We start from the raw sequence: 17,801 nt of genomic DNA, 5'->3' as shown, positions 1-17,801 counted from the left end.
GCCAGGCACCAGCAGGCGCTACTAAAAAGTGGAATGATACCGTTAGATGGTAAAAAAGCTAATTGTTATATTTTTTACGCTTACCATCTTTACTGGTTAGACGGTAAATATTCATGACATGAATTCATTAAAATGAATTGTAAAGGGCAACGATTGGCGGGCATGAAATCTGATTATTGCTGTTTTTTTGCTCATGAAAGTGTTCTTTGAGTATTTACACTTTTGTTTAATCGTATTGATTTTCAGTAGTGATTGAAATACCAATCAAAATCCCTCAAACAATTTGATTTTTTTATCATTAATCCTATGGCATTGCCTCAATTTATAGCTAAACTAATCCCAGTTTAAGTCTTTCCTTATCTAGGGTTTCTATGTCTGTAAGTGATAACAACATGTCCGGGCGCAGTCACGATCCGGAACAGATTGATCTGATTGATTTACTGGTACAGTTGTGGCGCGGGAAAGTAACAATCGTTATTGCGATTGTTATTGCCATAGTGCTTGCTGTGGGCTATCTGGCAGTTGCTAAGGAGAAATGGACTTCAACAGCCATTATCACTCAACCGGATGTCGGACAGATTGCCACGTATAACAACGCACTTAACGTGTTGTATGGTGTCAGCGCCCCTAAGGTTACTGAGTTACAGGCAAACGTGATTGGCCGTTTTAGCACGTCATTTTCTGCATTGGCGGAAACGCTGGATAATCAGGAAAAGCCTGAAAAACTATCGATTGAGCAGTCTGTAAAAGGGCAACCATTGCCGTTGGCGGTTTCTTATGTGGGTGGCTCACCTGAAGACGCTCAGCGTCAGCTCGCCGAATACATTCAACAAACAGATGAAAAGGTTGCCAAAGAGCTGGAACTTGACCTGGTTGATAACATCAAATTGCAAACAACTACGTTGCAAGATTCTCTGAAAACTCAGGAAGTGGTCGCTCAGGAGCAAAAAGATCTGCGAATCAAGCAAATCCAGGAAGCGCTGCGTTATGCAGAACAGGCTGGGGTGATTAAGCCGCAAATCCAGCAGACGCAGGATGTGACGCAGGACAGTATGTTTCTGTTGGGTAGTGATGCCCTGAAGTCCATGATTGAACACGAATCTACACGCCCTTTGATATTATCTGACAACTACTTTCAGACTAAGCAAAAGCTGTTGGATATCGAAAATCTTAAGCTTGAGGGGGCCGAGTTACACGCTTATCGCTATGTGATGAAACCAACGTTGCCGATTCGTCGTGACAGTCCGAAAAAAGCGATTACCCTGGTGCTGGCGGTTCTGCTCGGTGGGATGATTGGGGCTGGTGTGGTGCTGGGGCGAAATGCGTTGCGTGGTTACAACGCAAAAGCAGAGTAAGCCTGAACCTGACAACAAAAAACCGGGCAGTGCCCGGTTTTTTCATATCTGCAACTTACTGATGACGCTTACGTAAATTCTCTATCACTGTCGTCAGGTCGAGGTCCTGATCCTGCAGCAGCACCAGCAGGTGATACATCAGATCAGAGGCTTCATTTGTCAGCTCAAAGCGGTCGTTCACCGTCGCAGCCAGCGCGGTTTCTACGCCTTCTTCACCCACTTTCTGTGCGATGCGTTTGGTGCCGCTGGCATACAGTTTCGCAGTGTAGGAACTGGCTGGGTCAGCGGTTTTACGTTCGGCCAGCAGTTGCTCAAGCTGATACAGGAACAGCCACTGGTGGCTGGCGTCGCCAAAGCAGCTTGAAGTCCCTTTATGGCAGGTCGGGCCAATCGGGTTAACCAGCACTAGCAGAGTGTCGTTGTCGCAGTCAGGCGCAATGCTCACCACATTCAGGAAGTGACCTGAGGTCTCTCCTTTGGTCCACAGGCGCTGCTTGGTCCGCGAGAAAAAGGTCACTTTGCCGCTTTCGAGCGTTTTATCCAGCGCTTCCGGGTTCATATAACCCAGCATCAGCACCTCACCGGAAACCGCATGCTGCACGACGACTGGCATCAGCCCGTCGGTTTTTTCCCAGTCCAGCTCGCGGCATTGTTGCTTCGTTAACATATCCTGATCTCCACGCCCTGTGTTGCCAGGTACGCTTTTAATTCGCCAATATTGATAATTTGTTTGTGGAAGACGGAGGCGGCAAGCGCGCCGTCAACGTCGGCGTCCCGGAAAGCTTCCAGGAAATGTTCCATAGTGCCCGCGCCGCCGGAGGCAATCAGCGGTACATGGCAGACGTCGCGCACTTTTTTCAACTGTTCCAGGTCATAACCGTTACGTACGCCGTCCTGATTCATCATGTTCAGGACGATTTCGCCCGCGCCGCGTTTTTGGACTTCCTGCACCCAGTCCAGTGTTTCCCACTGCGTGACGCGGGTACGGCTTTCATCCCCGGTATACTGATTAACGTGATATTTGCCGCTGTCGGCGTCATACCAGGTATCAATGCCCACCACGATGCACTGCACGCCAAAGCGATCTGCCAGACGGGTGATAAGTTCCGGTTCGGCCAGCGCCGGGGAGTTGATGGAGATTTTGTCCGCCCCGAAAGAGAGGATACGTGCCGCATCGTCGATGGATTTAATGCCACCGGCAACACAGAACGGAATATCGATCACTTCCGCCACGCGTGATACCCAGCTTTTATCCACTACGCGGCCATCGCTGGAAGCGGTGATATCGTAGAACACCAGTTCATCTGCGCCTTCATCGGCATAGCGTTTTGCCAGTGGGACAATGTCGCCAATAATCTCGTGATTGCGGAACTGAACGCCTTTTACTACCTGCCCATCGCGGACGTCCAGACAAGGAATTATGCGTTTTGCCAGCATTGTATGGCCTCCTCAACGGTGAACTTTCCTTCCAGCAAGGCTCGTCCGACGATAACACCACGAACACCGGTCCCGCGCAGGGCCGCTACGTCCTCGATTCCACCAATACCACCAGATGACTGAAACGCCACCTGCGGATATTTGGCGCACACTTCTTCATAAAGCGCGACGTTTGAGCCTGCCAGCGTGCCGTCGCGGGAGATATCGGTGCACAGCACGTGCTTCAGGCCGACGGGTAAATAGGTCTCAACCAGTTCTTCCAGTGAAACCCCGGAATCTTCCTGCCAGCCGCTAACCGCTACCTGTTTGTTCCCTCGCTCGTCAATACGAACGTCCAGTGCCAGCACCAGCGCGTCGGCACCAAAACGAGCAAACCAGCTCTTGACTTCCTCGGGGGATTTTACCGCCGTCGACCCCACCACTACACGCGCAACACCAGCGTTAAGCAGCGCTTCAACATCCGCTTCGGTACGCACGCCGCCGCCAACCTGTACCGGAACATTGACGCCAGCGACCAGCGTTTTAATCAGCGGGATCTGGCGCTGCGCCGGGTCTTTCGCGCCGGTTAAATCAACCAGGTGCAGTACTTCGGCCCCCTGGGCGGCGTAATCCTGCAAACGGGGGAGCGGATCGTTGCCGTAATCACGTTGCGTTGCGTAATCGCCCTGATGAAGACGCACCACCGTGCCGTCGATTAAATCTAATGCCGGAATAATCATTACATCTCCAGAAAGTTTTTCAGCAACTGCGCCCCAGCCGCGCCCGAACGTTCCGGGTGAAACTGTACGCCAAAGAAATTGTCTTTTTGTACTGCCGCGGTAAACGGTTCGCCGTAATTGCACTGGGCGATGGTCCACGGGTTTACCGGCATAGCGTAGCTGTGTACAAAGTAGAAATATGCGCCATCTTCAATGCCCTGGAACAGACGATTTCCCGCTTGTGGATAGACGCGATTCCAGCCCATGTGCGGCAGCGGCAGACCGAAATCGGTCATCTTCGGGACATCCTGCTCAATAATGCCCAGCAGGGATACGCCGTTACTCTCTTCACTGCGACGACCAAGCAGTTGCATGCCTAAGCAGATCCCCAGCACTGGTTGCGTACAGGCTTTGATCAGCTCAATCAGTTCACGCTCGTGCAACTGGTCCATCGCCGCCTGGGCGGTACCGACGCCCGGCAGAAACAGTTTATCGGCGCGCAGCACCACGTCCGGGTCACGGCTGACAACCGGGTCGTATCCGTGGCGTGCGACGGCGGATTTTACCGAATGCAGGTTGGCGCAACCGGTGTCCAGAATCACCACATTCATTACAGCACTCCTTTTGAGGAGGGCAGCGTGTCGCCTTCGACGCGAATCGCCTGGCGCAGCGTACGGCCAAAGGCTTTAAACAGGCTCTCCACACGGTGGTGGTCATTTTTGCCTTTGGTTTTCAGGTGCAGGGTGACGCCCATGGTGTAAGAGAGTGAGCGGAAGAAGTGTTCAATCATCTCTGTGCTCAGATCGCCAACGCGCTGGTAGGTAAACTCCGCGCGGTACTCCAGGTGCGGGCGGCCGGAAATATCCAGTGCGCAACGCGCCAGGCACTCGTCCATCGGCAGCACAAAACCAAAACGATTGATGCCGCGTTTATCGCCTAATGCCAGCTTTAAGGCTTCACCCAACGCCAGACCGGTATCTTCAACGGTGTGGTGATCGTCTATATATAGATCGCCCTTGACGGCTATCTCCATGCGAAAACCGCCATGGGTGGCGATTTGGTCCAGCATGTGGTCAAAGAAGCCAACGCCGGTATTGATTTTGCTACGGCCTTCGCGGTCCAGCCAGACTTTGACGTCAATCTGCGTTTCTTTAGTATTACGCTCAACGTGTGCGTAGCGGTCACGTTTGGTCAACTGCTCGCCGATCATTGCCCAGTTCAGGGTGTCGCGATGGTAACGCAATCCGCTAATGCCCATGTTTTCAGCGAGCTGAATATCGGTTGCCCGATCGCCAATGACGTAGCTGTTCGCCATATCCATGGCCTGTTCAACCAGATACTGTTCAACCAGCTTCACTTTTGGCTTACGGCAATCGCACTCGTCCGCTGGCAGGTGCGGGCAAATCAGTACCTCATCAAATGTCACACCCTGAGAGGTGAAAATTTGCATCATCAGGTTATGCGGACCGTCAAAATCAGCCTGGGGGAAACTCTGCGTTCCGAGCCCATCCTGGTTAGTGATCATAACCAGCTTAAAACCTGCTTTTTGCAGTTTCAGCAAAACGGGAACAACTTCCGGCTCGAAGGCGAGTTTGTCAAAGCGATCGACCTGAAAGTCACTTGGCGGTTCGGAAATCAGGGTTCCATCACGGTCAATAAAAAGATACTTCTGGCTCATACTTGCTCCGCACGTAAGGCGTCAATGACGCGCTGGCTCTCTTCACGGGTTCCGACAGTAATTCGCAGGCAGCCGCTTAACGAAGGTTGTTTATTCTGATCTCGTAAGATAATGCCCTGATCCCACAAAGATTTAAATACGCTACTTGATGCGGTGAAGCGCGCCAGAACATAGTTGGTTTCAGACTCGAAAACCTGCTCTACACAGCGAATTGTTTTCAGGTTTTCCACCAGGTACTGACGTTCTTCCAGGATCTGTTCTACGCGTTGGCGCATGGCGGAAATCCCTTGCGGCGTCAGGGCCTGGGCGGCGATATCCGCTACTGGCGTAGAGAGCGGGTAGGGGGCAATCACCTTTAACAACAGATTGATAACCTCTGCATTCGCCAGCGTAAACCCGCAGCGTAAACCGGCGAGAGCAAACGCTTTTGACAACGTGCGTAATATCACCAGATGCGGATACTCAGACAGCCATCCTGCCAGCGTGGCCTGCGGGCAAAACTCAATATAGGCCTCATCAGCGACCACAATAGCTTTACCCTGCGTCATTTCGAGCAGTGAACGCAGATCCTGCGGGTTAATCAACTGGCCGGTTGGGTTATTAGGGCTGCAAACGTAGACCACCTTCACGCCATCAATCTTGTCCGCGATGCCTTGCAAATCCAGCTGCCAGTTATCAAGGGTCGGAACGGTGCGGCATTCGACGCCAATCGTTTCGGCGCTGACGCTGTACATGCCGTAAGTCGGCGGGCAGTAGAGAATGGCATCTTTACCGGGTTCGCAAAACGCGCGCACCAGCAGCTCGATTCCTTCATCTGCGCCGCGGCTAACCAGCACCTGCTCCGGTTTGACGCCAGCATACTGCGCGTAATTCTCAATCACCGCTTTCGGCTGACACTCCGGGTAGCGGTTCAGCGTTTGTTGACTGAGCTGGAACTCCACGGCGGTGGGATATTCATTCGCGTTGAGCCAGACATCGCCGTTACCGCCGAGACGACGGGCAGACTGATAGGGCGTTAATTCGCGAACATTCTTACGGGCTAAATCAGTGACGCTGAGAAAGTTGTCAGTGCTCATGCTTGCTCCTTCAGGGCGTTAACGCGCAGGGTAACGGCATTTTGGTGTGCAGTCAGTCGTTCAGCAGCGGCCAGTATTTCAATGGTTGAGGCCAGGCCAGAGAAACCTTGTGGGGTTAATTCCTGTACGGTCATGCGTTTCTGGAAATCAGCGAGCCCCAGACTGGAACAGGTTGCGGTATAGCCGTAGGTCGGAAGAACGTGGTTGGTGCCAGAAGCATAGTCGCCTGCGGATTCCGGCGACCAGTCGCCGAGGAACACCGAACCGGCGCTGGTGATCTCATCAACCAGTTCACGTGCGTTGCGGGTCTGAATAATCAGGTGTTCCGGACCGTAGGCGTTAGAAATGGCCACGCACTGCGCCAGATCTTTGGCGATAATCAGCCGACTGGCACTGAGCGCCAGGCGGGCGGTCTCAGCGCGGGAAAGCTCAGCGAGCTGGCGCTCTACGGCTTTGGCAACGCCTTCGGCAAGCGTAGCGTCTGGCGTCAGTAGGATTACCTGCGAGTCGGGGCCGTGTTCTGCCTGAGAAAGCAGGTCAGAGGCAACAAAGTCCGGCGTCGCGCCGCTGTCGGCGATAACCAGCACTTCGGACGGACCAGCAGGCATGTCGATGGCCGCGCCGTCAAGACGCTGGCTGACCTGACGTTTGGCTTCGGTCACATACGCATTGCCCGGCCCGAAGATTTTATCGACCTTAGGAATAGATTCGGTGCCCAGCGCCAGCGCGGCAATAGCCTGAGCGCCGCCCACATTAAACACTTCTTTTACACCACACAGTTGCGCGGCGTAGAGAATTTCATCGGCAATCGGCGGCGGTGAGCACAGCACCACTTTTTTGCAGCCGGCGATACGCGCCGGGGTCGCCAGCATTAATACGGTAGAGAACAGCGGCGCTGAACCTCCTGGAATATACAGGCCCACGGAAGCGATAGGGCGGGTAACCTGCTGGCAGCGCACACCTGGCTGAGTTTCAATATCCACCGGTGGCAGGATCTGCGCGGTGTGGAAAGTATCAATATTACGCACCGCCGCCTGCATAGCTTGTTTCAGTTCGTCGCTCAGGCGACTACTGGCTTGCTGGATTTCCTCCTCGGTGACGCGCAGCGCGCCGACCTCGGTTTTATCAAACTTCGCGCTGTATTCACGCAGCGCCCGGTCGCCGTTATTTTTGACGTTCTCAAGGATCTCGGCCACCGTACGGCTGATGCTTTCCGAGGCGGAAATAGCCGGGCGCATCAGCAGTTCGCGTTGCTGCTCGGGGCTACAGCTATTCCAGTCAATCAGGGTATTGAAGCTCATGGCTATCACTCCATCATCTTCTCAATTGGCAGCACCAGAATTGAGCTGGCACCGAGCGCTTTCAGTTTTTCCATTGTTTCCCAGAACAGGGTTTCGCTGCTGACCATGTGCATGGCAACACGCTGCTGGTCGCCGGCCAGCGGCAGAATGGTCGGACGCTCAGCGCCAGGCAGCAGGGCGATAACTTCGTCCAGACGCTCGCTCGGCGCGTGCATCATGATGTATTTGGATTCACGAGCCTGAATAACGCCCTGAATACGGGTCAGCAATTTGTCGATCAGTTGTTGCTTGGCGTCGGCCATTTCGCCGTCGCGCTGAATCAGGCAGGCTTTAGAGCGGTAAATGACTTCCACTTCACGCAGACCGTTGGCTTCAAGCGTTGCGCCGGTGGACACCAGATCACAAATCGCGTCGGCCAGACCCGCACGGGGAGCGACTTCTACAGAGCCGTTTAACAGACAGGATTTAAACGACACCCCTTTTTGATCGAGATAACGTTTGAGCAGGTGTGGGTAAGAGGTAGCGATACGCTTACCGTTCAGCGCTGCCGGGCCATCCCAGGCTTCATCAACCGGGGTTGCCAGCGAGAGACGGCAGCCGCCGAAGTCCAGACGACGCAGGGTAAAATAGCGAGGATCTTCACCCTGTGCCCGGCGGTTGAGCAGTTCCTCTTCCAGAACATTTTCCCCGATGATGCCGAGGTCAACAACGCCATCCATCACCAGACCCGGGATATCGTCATCACGTACGCGCAGAATATCGATAGGCATATTCTCTGCCATTGCAATCAGGCGCTGGGTGTGAAGATTAATTTTAATGCCACAACGGGCCAGCAATTCGCGTGAATCATCGCTTAAACGGCCAGATTTCTGCATAGCTATGCGTAAACGGGTGTTGTCTAACATTCTTTATTCCTCGTTATCCTGTCTGAATCAGTTTGGGTCACGCACAAAAAAAAAGCCCCCGGAAGAAATCTTCCGGGGGCTTTCTCATACGCTCATGCACCGCTGGAAGATTTAAATGTCTCCCAGCACACATCGCCTGAAAGACTAGTCAGGATGATGGTGATGATGGTGTTTGAATTGAGCGCGTGTCATAAATTTTCTCGATGAATGTTTATTCATTTGATGTCTTTTAACCTAAACCACTTTAGCTACGGAAAGCAAGGGCTTTTTTTGATCATTAATTCATTTCATATTGATACTATGAATTGTCAGCCACCGTGGGCTGGCGTAGCCTTGCGTTATAGGCCAAAAGTCAGGAGAGAAGGCATGAAAAAGGTCGCAATTGTCGGATTAGGTTGGTTAGGCATGCCGTTAGCCATGTCGCTGGCGGCGAGAGGCTGGCAGGTTACCGGCAGCAAAACCACATTGGATGGGGTGGAAGCGGCCCGCATGAGCGGTATCGAGAGTTACTCGCTGCGCCTGGAACCTGAACTGGTCTGTGAGGCTGACGATCTCGACGCACTGATGGACGCCGATGCGTTGGTTATTACGCTGCCTGCACGCCGTAGCGGTCCTGGGGAAGCATTTTACCTGCAGGCAATGCAGGAACTGGTCGACAGCGCGCTGGCGTATCGGATCCCGCGAATTATTTTTACCAGTTCGACGTCAGTCTATGGTGACGTTCAAGGAACAGTGAAAGAGGGGACGCCGCGTAATCCGGTCACGGCAAGTGGTCGTGTTCTGAAAGAACTTGAAGACTGGTTGCACAATTTACCTGGCACGTCGGTGGATATTTTGCGTCTGGCCGGGTTAGTTGGTCCGGGAAGACATCCTGGTCGCTTCTTTGCCGGCAAGACGGCGCCAGACGGACATCATGGCGTCAATCTGGTGCATCTGGACGATGTGGTTTCTGCCATCACGTTACTGCTGCAAGCGCCTAAAGGGGGACACATCTATAATATATGTGCGCCTATGCATCCGGCGCGTAACGTGTTCTATCCGCAGATGGCCCGCCAGTTGGGGATGGAGCCGCCGGAATTTCGCGACGGTACGGATAACGGTAAAGGTAAAGTCATTGATGGCAACCGTATTTGTAATGAGCTTGGGTTTGAGTACCAGTATCCTGATCCGCTGGTGATGCCGATGGAGTGACAAGCCAGCAGAGTGCCGCTGTATACCGCCAGGGGGCGAGTATGAAACCACTGCTGGACGTTCTTATCATCCTCGATGCCTTAGAAAAAGAGGGCAGTTTCGCGGCGGCGTCGGCAAAATTATTTAAGACGCCGTCTGCGCTTAGCTACACCGTCCATAAGCTGGAAAGCGATCTTAATATTCAGATACTCGATCGCAGCGGGCACCGGGCTAAGTTCACCCGCACCGGACAGATGCTGCTGGAAAAGGGGCGGGAGGTGCTGCATACCGTCCGTGAACTCGAAAAGCAGGCCATTAAACTACACGAAGGCTGGGAGAATGAACTGGTTATTGGCGTAGATGATACCTTTCCCTTTTCATTGCTGGCCCCACTCATCGAGTCTTTCTATCAACATCACAGCGTGACGCGTCTGAAATTTATCAATGGCGTGCTGGGCGGCTCATGGGATGCCCTCATTCAGGGCCGGGCGGATATTATTGTCGGTGCCATGCATGAACCCCCTGCAGCGAGCGAATTTGGCTTTGCACGGCTGGGGGTTCTGGAACAGGTGTTTGTGGTTGCGCCGCATCACCCGCTGGCGCAGGAACAGGAACCGTTAAATCGTCGCACTATTCGCCGTTTTCGCGCCATTGTAGTGGGCGACAATGCGCAGCATGCCAATGTCTCAGGTTCTCAGGTGCTTGACGATCAGGAAGCCATTACCGTTTTTGACTTCAAAACCAAGCTGGAACTACAAATCAGCGGCCTGGGATGTGGCTATATTCCGCGCTATCTGGCGCAGCGATTTCTGGAGAGCGGCGCACTGATTGAGAAAAAAGTGGTCGCGCAAATTGTCCTTGAACCCGTGTGGATAGGCTGGAATGAACAGACCGCTGGGTTGGCCAGTGCCTGGTGGCGAGATGAAATTTTAGCAAATAGTGCTATTGCAGGGGTGTATGTTAAAACGGCTGCTGACAAATCAATCAGTTAAGAAAAAATATTCTTTTGTGGCCACTTCAATCTCTTGTTATTTCTCCCCAATTTAGTGCAAAATACGCCGCTTGCAAAAAATGACATTAACCGACGTTTTAATACGCGTCGGTTATTTTTTTGCATCAAACCAATCATTCATAAAAGAGGCCGGGCTTCGTACCGGATAGATACTTACTTAAAAATCGACAGTTGTTGTCGCTGAGGATTAACAAAAAATGGGGCAATTTTTTGCTTACGCGACGGTTTTCGCCGTAATGGGGGATAACCATGTCGCATAACGCTACTCCAAACACCTCTCGCGTGGAATTACGTAAAACGCTTACGCTGGTTCCGGTTGTCATGATGGGCCTTGCCTATATGCAGCCGATGACGCTGTTCGATACATTCGGTATCGTATCAGGAATGACCGATGGTCACGTCCCGACAGCTTACGCCTTTGCACTGATCGCCATCCTTTTTACCGCACTGAGCTACGGTAAACTGGTACGCCGCTATCCGTCTGCAGGCTCTGCCTACACTTACGCCCAGAAATCCATTAGCCCGACAGTTGGCTTTATGGTGGGTTGGTCATCACTGCTGGATTACCTGTTCGCCCCGATGATCAACATTCTGTTAGCGAAAATTTATTTTGAAGCGCTGGTGCCCTCGATTCCATCCTGGATGTTCGTGGTGGCGCTGGTGGCCTTTATGACCGCCTTCAACCTTCGCAGCCTCAAATCCGTTGCGAATTTCAACACCGTGATCGTGTTGTTGCAGGTGGTGCTGATTGCGGTGATCCTCGGCATGGTCGTTTATGGCGTGTTCGAAGGGGAAGGTGCCGGTACGCTGGCGAGCAGTCGCCCATTCTGGTCCGGTGATGCGCACGTGATCCCGATGATCACCGGCGCGACCATCCTGTGCTTCTCGTTCACCGGTTTTGACGGTATCAGCAACCTGTCAGAAGAAACCAAAGACGCTGAGCGCGTGATCCCGCGTGCGATTTTCCTGACTGCGCTGATTGGTGGCCTGATCTTTATCGTCTCCACCTATCTGTTGCAGTTGTACTTCCCGGATATTTCGCGCTTTAAGGATCCAGATGCTTCGCAGCCGGAAATCATGCTGTATGTTGCCGGTAAGTTCTTCCAGGTCGGCGCGCTGATTTTCTCTACCATTACCGTACTGGCGTCCGGTATGGCGGCGCATGCAGGCGTTGCGCGTCTGATGTACGTGATGGGTCGTGACGGCGTATTCCCGAAAAGCTTCTTCGGTTATGTACACCCGAAATGGCGTACTCCGTCCATGAACATCATTCTGGTTGGGGCGATTGCTCTGTTGGCAATCAACTTCGACCTGGTGATGGCGACGGCGCTGATTAACTTTGGTGCGCTGGTGGCATTTACCTTCGTTAACCTGTCGGTAATCTCCCAGTTCTGGATCCGTGAGAAGCGTAACAAGACGCTGAAAGATCACTTCCAGTACCTGTTCCTGCCAATGTGCGGTGCGCTGACCGTTGGCGCGCTGTGGGTGAACCTGGAAGAAAGCTCAATGGTTCTGGGCCTGATCTGGGCGGGTATCGGTCTGATCTACCTGGCTTGCGTGACCAAACGCTTCCGCAGCCCGGTCCCGCAGTACGACGAAGATATCGCGTAATAACTGCATTTAGCTGAAAAAAAACGGAGACATGTTCTCCGTTTTTTTATACGTGGGATTTATACAATCTCTTCGGCATACTGCCAGAGTGATTTCAGCAGCATCAACTTTTCTTTGTTATCCGCATATTGCTGGCTCAATAGCTGCAATTCATTGGCATAATTTTGCAAAAACTCCGGTGTGAATACCTGGCGACGATGGTCCAGCCAGCGCTGCTGTTCAGCTTCGTCGAGCGTTCCCGGGAAGTTACGTGCACGGTAATTAAACAACAGTTTTTCAATGCGCTTATCGACAAAGGAGATATCCAGCGCCGGTAAATTGCGTGGTTCGGTTTCCAGAACGATTTTCATCGCCGCACGGTCAGCATCGCTGAAAAAGCCGTTGTACAGTTGGGCATCCACGTTATCTGATGGAGTAAAGGGTTCCGCATCGGCAAAGATCGCGACCACTTTGTCGCGTATCTGCGGGTTTTCGCGCAGAACTTTAAGATTATCCAAACAATGCTGGCGGTTAATGCCAAGACGGTCGGCGTCTTCCGGACGCAGGGTTTTCGCCTGTGCCAGTACCGGGCATTTGTTGATGTGCACCAATTTAACCGGTACGGCCGGGTTATCAACCAGATCCGCTTTAGACGTGTAGAGCCGCTCGCGCAGGGCGTCGCTGTCGAGTTCGAGCAGCGGCGAAATATCACCAGCTAAGTCGACCATAATAACCGCGTTACGATTCTCCGGATGCCACGCCAATGGCGCCACCCAACTGGTGTTACCGCGCCATGCGCCGAACATACCAGAGACATGGACCAGCGGTTTCATTTGCGGGACATCAACCAGTGCGGCCAGCTTGTGCTTATTACGATGGCTGTAGAGATAATCAAACAGACGCGGCTGACGTGACTTCACTAATTGCGCCATTGCGATCGTGGCGTATACGTCCGCCATCGCATCGTGAGCATTGGCATGCTCAATACCGTTGGCTTTAGTCAAATGCTCCAGGCGGAAGCTGGGTAAGCCGTCGTCGTTTTCCGGCCAGTTAATGCCTTCAGGGCGCAGGGCATAGCAGGCACGCATCACATCCAGCAGATCCCAGCGCGAATTATCGTTCTGCCAACTCCAGGCATAGGGATCGTAGAAATTGCGATACAGGATGTTGCGCGTCACCTCATCATCGAAGCGCACGTTGTTATAGCCCAGGATACAGGTTTTCGGCACGGTGAACAGGGCGTGGATGCGCGCAGCAAAAGCGGCTTCATTCTCTCCCTTTTCACGTGCTTCCTGCGGTGTGATACCCGTAATCAACACCGCCTCAGGCTGCGGCAGATAATCGTCCGCGGGTTTGCAATAAAAGACTTCTGGTTCACCGATGATGTTGAAATCATTATCTGTGCGGATAGCCGCAAATTGCGCGGGTCTGTCCAGCGCCGGATGGGTGCCAAAGGTCTCGTAATCGTGGAAGAGAAAACCAGGTTGCTGCTTGCCGTCATTCATTGTTCAGTTATGTCCGGGATCAATTTAGCGCTCGTCCAAGAATACCAAAAAATAGTGAGATAATCAGCTATGGTATTATCGAAGCTGGATTGTGTACGCAATAAAGTTGAGATAAACAGGACTTTTATAGAATTAATAAATAAATTCCGCACTGTTAAAATAAATTACGGAAATAAAATATCTTGGAGTTGCGGATTTGTAAACAATCTAATTGATAACCATTATTGTTATTTTCTTCTTCTTTTATTGTGTTCTGGAAATTTTAAAAGTCTTTTATAAACAAAGAGTTTTTATTTGTGTCAATTCGCTGTCATGCATTGTAATGAAATGTGATTGATGTAAAAAATAAATATTCTAAACGCCATATAATCATTGGATATATCTAATAACAGGAGGTTATATGAGCATTAGTCGGCGTAATTTTTTGCGAGGAGTGGGTATAGGCTGTTCAGCCTGTGCGATAGGCAGTTTTCCGCCAGGCGCACTGGCACGAAATTCTCCTGAGAGTATCAAAGGGAAAACATCCCTGACGCCAAGTTTGTGTGAAATGTGTTCTTATCGTTGCCCGATACAGGCGCAGGTAATTAATAACAAAACGGTTTTTATTCAAGGGAACCCTAATGCTCCTCAACAAGGCACGCGTGTCTGCGCTCGTGGCGGCAGCGGCGTTAGCCTGGTCAACGACCCTCATCGCATTGTTAAACCCATGAAACGCACAGGACCTCGCGGGAGCGGAGAATGGCAGGTTATTAGCTGGGAACAAGCGTATAAAGAAATTGCCGAAAAAATGACGGCAATTAAAACGCAGCATGGTCCTCAGGGCGTCGTCTTTTCTTCTAAATCCGGTTCGCTTTCAGGGCATTTATTTCAACTGGCGACGGCTTTCGGATCGCCAAACACCTTTACGCACGCGTCGACATGCCCGGCCGGAAAATCGATTGCCGCCAAAGTGATGATGGGCGGCGATTTGGCCATGGATATCGCCAATACCCGTTATATGGTCTCTTTTGGTCACAACCTTTATGAAGGAATTGAGGTTGCCGAAACGCATGAACTGATGATGGCGCAGGAAAAGGGCGCAAAAATGGTCAGCTTCGACCCTCGTCTGTCCGTCTTCTCCAGCAAGGCGGATGAATGGCATGCGCTCAAACCGGGCGGCGACTTGCCGGTGTTGATGGCCATGTGCCACGTCATGATCAATGAAAAATTGTATGACGCGGACTTCGTTGCGCGCTACACCACAGGGTTTGACCAACTGGCAGAAGCAGTACAAGAGACCACGCCGGAATGGGCGCAAAAGCAAGCTGATGTGCCTGCTGATGTCATTGTTCGGGTCACCCGAGAAATGGCCGCCTGCGCGCCTCATGCTATCGTCAGCCCGGGCCATCGTGCGACGTTCTCGCAAGAAGAAATTGATATGCGGCGCATGATTTTTACCCTCAATGTGCTGCTTGGCAATATTGAGCGTGAAGGCGGTTTATACCAGAAAAAAGCGGCGGCAACTTATAATAAGCTGGCCGGAGAGAAGGTCGCTCCGGTGCTGGCAAAACCCGATGTCAAATTACCCAAGCCAACGGCGCAGCGTATCGATCTGGTAGCCCCGCAGTTTAAGTACATCGCGGCGGGCGGTGGTGTGGTGCAAAGCATCATTGATGCTGTGTTAAACCAGACGCCTTATCCGGTGAAGGGATGGATTATGTCCCGACACAACCCTTTCCAAACCGTTACCTGCCGACCGGATCTGGTCAAAACCGTTGAACAGCTCGACCTTGTGGTCAGTTGTGATGTTTATCTAAGCGAAAGCGCAGCGTATGCCGACTACCTTTTGCCTGAATGTACTTACCTTGAGCGCGATGAAGAAGTTTCAGACATGTCGGGTCTGAATCCAGCCTATGCCCTGCGCCAGCAGGTAGTAGAACCTATTGGTGATGCGCGTCCAAGCTGGCAAATCTGGAAAGAGCTGGCCGTGCAGTTAGGCCTTGGGCAATTCTACCCATGGCAGGATATGCAAACGCGTCAGTTATACCAGCTTAATGGCGATCATGCGCTGTCTGCTGAACTGCGTGAGAAAGGGTATCGGGAGTGGGGTGTTCCGTTACTGCTGCGTGAACCTGAAGCGGTGCGTCAGTTTGTGGAACGCTATCCGGGCGCGGTGGCGGTTGACAGCGACGGTACCTATGGCGAGCAACTGCGCTTTAAATCCCCTTCAGGAAAAATAGAGCTTTATTCTGAAGAGCTGGAGACGCTCCTGCCTGGCTACGGTATTCCGCGCGCGCGCAATTTTGCGCTCAAAGGCGATAGTGAGCTCTATTTTATCCAGGGAAAAGTGGCGGTTCATACCAACGGTGCGACGCAATACGTGCCACTGCTTAGCGAGTTGATGTGGGACAACGCGGTGTGGATCCACCCGCAAACGGCCCGTGAAAAAGGCATCAAAAGCGGCGATGACATCTGGCTGGAAAACGCGACCGGCAAGGAAAAAGGCAAAGCGCTGGTCACCGCCGGAATTCGGCCCGATACGCTGTTTGTTTATATGGGATTTGGCGCCAAGGCGGGAGCCAAAACCGCGGCGACAACGCACGGTATCCATTGCGGTAATTTGCTTCCGCATGTCACCAGTCCGGTTTCCGGTACAGTGGTGCACACCGCTGGCGTTACGCTTCGTCGGGCATGAGAAAGGAGAACATCATGAATCAAGCAACAAACCCTTATGTCATGCTGCATGACGAGAAACGCTGTATCGGCTGTCAGGCATGTACGGTTGCCTGCAAAGTTTTGAATGACGTGCCAGAGGGATTTAGCCGTCTACAGGTGCAGATCCGTTCACCCGAACATGAATCCGAGGTGCTATCCCACTTCCAGTTTGTTCGCGTTTCCTGTCAGCATTGTGAAGATGCGCCGTGTGTCAGCGTTTGTCCGACCGGTGCGTCATTTCGCGACGAAAATGGCATTGTGCAAGTGGATAAGTCTCGCTGTATTGGCTGTGACTATTGCGTTGCCGCTTGTCCGTTCCACGTCCGTTATCTCAATCCGCAAACGGGAATTGCCGACAAATGTAACTTCTGTGCAGATACCCGACTGGAGACTGGACAATCGCCCGCCTGCGTTTCCGTTTGCCCGACGGATGCGCTGAAATTTGGTCGTCGTGACGACCCGGAAATTCAGCACTGGATAAATCAAAAAGAGGTTTATCGCCAGCAGGATATGCGTAGCGGCCCGGTGAGTGTTTATCGGCGTAAAGAGATCCATCAGGAGGGTAAAGCATGAATTCTATCTGGGGAGCAGAGCTTAACTATGCGCCGGACTACTGGCCGCTGTGGCTCATTTATGCAGGCGTTGTTATTGTGCTGATGATTGCGGGCCTGGTTATACACGCGCTGTTACGTCGGATGTTGTCACCCAAAACAGCTACTGGAGAAGAACATCGGGATTACCTCTATTCGCTGGCAGTTCGCCGCTGGCACTGGGGTAATGCGCTGCTTTTTATCCTGCTTCTGCTGAGTGGCCTGTTTGGGCACTTCTCTGTCGGACCGGTGGCATTAATGGTGCAGGTACATACCTGGTGCGGTTTCGCCCTGTTGGCCTTCTGGGTTTGTTTTGTGCTAATCAACGCAACCAGCGGCAACGGTTGTCATTATCGGGTGAAGTTTAACGGGTTGATATCACGCTGCTTGTTGCAAACGCGCTTTTATCTGTATGGCATCATGAAAGGTGAGCCGCACCCGTTTGCAGCAACGGCAGAGAGTAAATTTAACCCGCTACAACAGTTGGCTTATCTGGCCATCATGTATGCGCTGGTTCCGCTGTTGATCATTACCGGGTTGTTATGTCTCTACCCGCAGGTAATAGGGGCAGGGCCTGTGATGCTGGTGCTGCATATGGTGTTGGCGATTGTCGGCTTACTGTTCATCTGTGCACATATTTACCTGTGCACGCTGGGTGACACACCGGGGCAAATTTTCCGCAGCATGATAGATGGCTATCATCGTCATCGCAGCCATCACGCAGAGACAGCACCGCGTAAAGGCTAATGCCCGCCGCGGTTGATATCTGAAAACCTTTCCTTACAGCAAG

At 52.3% G+C, this 17,801-nt stretch carries 17 protein-coding genes, 1 pseudogene and 1 other annotated feature; of the genes and pseudogenes, 8 read left to right on the top strand and 10 right to left on the bottom strand.

Annotation, left to right across the window (positions count from 1 at the left end; genetic code table 11):
• Positions 1-371: 371 nt before the first annotated feature.
• Complete coding sequence (gene wzzB / locus OGV89_RS07765; protein ID WP_196005719.1) at positions 372-1,355, top strand: LPS O-antigen chain length determinant protein WzzB; 984 nt, start codon at positions 372-374, stop codon at positions 1,353-1,355.
• 55 nt (positions 1,356-1,410) lie between these two features.
• On the opposite strand, the gene hisIE is transcribed toward wzzB, so the two are convergent.
• The 9 genes from hisIE to hisL form a co-directional block, all read right to left on the bottom strand.
• Complete coding sequence (hisIE, locus tag OGV89_RS07760; RefSeq protein WP_003838954.1) at positions 1,411-2,022, bottom strand: bifunctional phosphoribosyl-AMP cyclohydrolase/phosphoribosyl-ATP diphosphatase HisIE; 612 nt, start codon at positions 2,020-2,022, stop codon at positions 1,411-1,413.
• A complete protein-coding gene (gene hisF / locus OGV89_RS07755) occupies positions 2,016-2,792 on the bottom strand; it encodes an imidazole glycerol phosphate synthase subunit HisF (protein WP_049002716.1) in 777 nt (258 codons plus the stop codon). The genes hisIE and hisF overlap by 7 nt, the downstream gene beginning before the upstream one ends.
• Positions 2,774-3,511, bottom strand: a complete 738-nt coding sequence (gene hisA / locus OGV89_RS07750; RefSeq protein WP_049002717.1) for a 1-(5-phosphoribosyl)-5-[(5-phosphoribosylamino)methylideneamino]imidazole-4-carboxamide isomerase — start codon at positions 3,509-3,511, stop codon at positions 2,774-2,776. Before hisA ends, hisF begins: the two co-directional genes overlap by 19 nt.
• Positions 3,511-4,101 (bottom strand): imidazole glycerol phosphate synthase subunit HisH, encoded by a 591-nt coding sequence (hisH, locus tag OGV89_RS07745; RefSeq protein ID WP_001103544.1) that lies wholly within the window; start codon positions 4,099-4,101, stop codon positions 3,511-3,513. Before hisH ends, hisA begins: the two co-directional genes overlap by 1 nt.
• On the bottom strand, positions 4,101-5,168 hold the full coding sequence (hisB, locus tag OGV89_RS07740) for a bifunctional histidinol-phosphatase/imidazoleglycerol-phosphate dehydratase HisB (RefSeq protein ID WP_000080054.1): 1,068 nt from the start codon (positions 5,166-5,168) through the stop codon (positions 4,101-4,103). The genes hisH and hisB overlap by 1 nt, the downstream gene beginning before the upstream one ends.
• The gene (hisC, locus tag OGV89_RS07735; RefSeq protein ID WP_106107194.1) at positions 5,165-6,244 is read right to left on the bottom strand and encodes a histidinol-phosphate transaminase; all 1,080 of its coding nucleotides are present in this window, start codon (positions 6,242-6,244) and stop codon (positions 5,165-5,167) included. The genes hisB and hisC overlap by 4 nt, the downstream gene beginning before the upstream one ends.
• Positions 6,241-7,545: a histidinol dehydrogenase gene (gene hisD, locus OGV89_RS07730; RefSeq protein ID WP_200002824.1), complete on the bottom strand. Its 1,305-nt coding sequence runs from the start codon at positions 7,543-7,545 to the stop codon at positions 6,241-6,243. The genes hisC and hisD overlap by 4 nt, the downstream gene beginning before the upstream one ends.
• 5 nt (positions 7,546-7,550) lie before the next feature.
• Entirely contained in the window at positions 7,551-8,450 is a 900-nt protein-coding gene (gene hisG / locus OGV89_RS07725) for an ATP phosphoribosyltransferase (protein ID WP_003030161.1), read from the bottom strand.
• Positions 8,451-8,496: 46 nt separating this feature from the next.
• Positions 8,497-8,619 (bottom strand) — a sequence feature (His leader region).
• Positions 8,595-8,642 carry a his operon leader peptide gene (gene hisL / locus OGV89_RS07720; RefSeq protein ID WP_100250077.1) on the bottom strand — a complete coding sequence of 16 codons (48 nt, stop codon included), beginning with the start codon at positions 8,640-8,642 and terminating at the stop codon, positions 8,595-8,597. Its footprint overlaps the feature before it by 25 nt.
• Before the next feature lie 174 nt (positions 8,643-8,816).
• On the opposite strand from hisL, the gene OGV89_RS07715 reads away from it, so the two are divergent.
• The 4 genes and pseudogenes from OGV89_RS07715 (at position 8,817) to plaP (ending at position 12,243) form a co-directional block, all read left to right on the top strand.
• Positions 8,817-9,641: an SDR family oxidoreductase gene (locus OGV89_RS07715; RefSeq protein ID WP_003030163.1), complete on the top strand. Its 825-nt coding sequence runs from the start codon at positions 8,817-8,819 to the stop codon at positions 9,639-9,641.
• A gap of 41 nt (positions 9,642-9,682) precedes the next feature.
• Positions 9,683-10,667: pseudogene (locus tag OGV89_RS07710) on the top strand (LysR family transcriptional regulator).
• A 162-nt stretch (positions 10,668-10,829) separates the two neighbouring features.
• The gene (gene yoeI, locus OGV89_RS22915; RefSeq protein WP_099045591.1) at positions 10,830-10,892 is read left to right on the top strand and encodes a membrane protein YoeI; all 63 of its coding nucleotides are present in this window, start codon (positions 10,830-10,832) and stop codon (positions 10,890-10,892) included.
• Positions 10,882-12,243 (top strand): putrescine/proton symporter PlaP, encoded by a 1,362-nt coding sequence (gene plaP, locus OGV89_RS07705; RefSeq protein ID WP_060854671.1) that lies wholly within the window; start codon positions 10,882-10,884, stop codon positions 12,241-12,243. The genes yoeI and plaP overlap by 11 nt, the downstream gene beginning before the upstream one ends.
• A gap of 59 nt (positions 12,244-12,302) precedes the next feature.
• Here plaP and sbcB read toward each other — a convergent pair whose 3' ends face one another.
• On the bottom strand, positions 12,303-13,727 hold the full coding sequence (gene sbcB, locus OGV89_RS07700; RefSeq protein WP_200002823.1) for an exodeoxyribonuclease I: 1,425 nt from the start codon (positions 13,725-13,727) through the stop codon (positions 12,303-12,305).
• A 400-nt stretch (positions 13,728-14,127) separates the two neighbouring features.
• Here sbcB and phsA point away from each other — a divergent pair, with 400 nt between their 5' ends.
• From phsA to phsC, 3 genes are read left to right on the top strand one after another with little or no spacing between them, the layout of a single operon-like run.
• Positions 14,128-16,401: a thiosulfate reductase PhsA gene (phsA, locus tag OGV89_RS07695; protein WP_003838975.1), complete on the top strand. Its 2,274-nt coding sequence runs from the start codon at positions 14,128-14,130 to the stop codon at positions 16,399-16,401.
• 14 nt (positions 16,402-16,415) lie between these two features.
• Positions 16,416-16,994 (top strand): thiosulfate reductase electron transport protein PhsB, encoded by a 579-nt coding sequence (gene phsB, locus OGV89_RS07690; protein WP_049014406.1) that lies wholly within the window; start codon positions 16,416-16,418, stop codon positions 16,992-16,994.
• A complete protein-coding gene (gene phsC / locus OGV89_RS07685; RefSeq protein WP_060854668.1) occupies positions 16,991-17,758 on the top strand; it encodes a thiosulfate reductase cytochrome B subunit in 768 nt (255 codons plus the stop codon). Before phsB ends, phsC begins: the two co-directional genes overlap by 4 nt.
• Positions 17,759-17,801 lie beyond the last annotated feature (43 nt).

Origin of the sequence: Citrobacter sp. Cf125, from assembly GCF_030333935.1 — a bacterium.
GTDB classification, from domain to species: domain Bacteria; phylum Pseudomonadota; class Gammaproteobacteria; order Enterobacterales; family Enterobacteriaceae; genus Citrobacter; species Citrobacter freundii.
The sequence above is the reverse complement of the archived record's forward strand: the minus strand, read 5'-3'. Positions and strand labels throughout refer to the sequence as shown.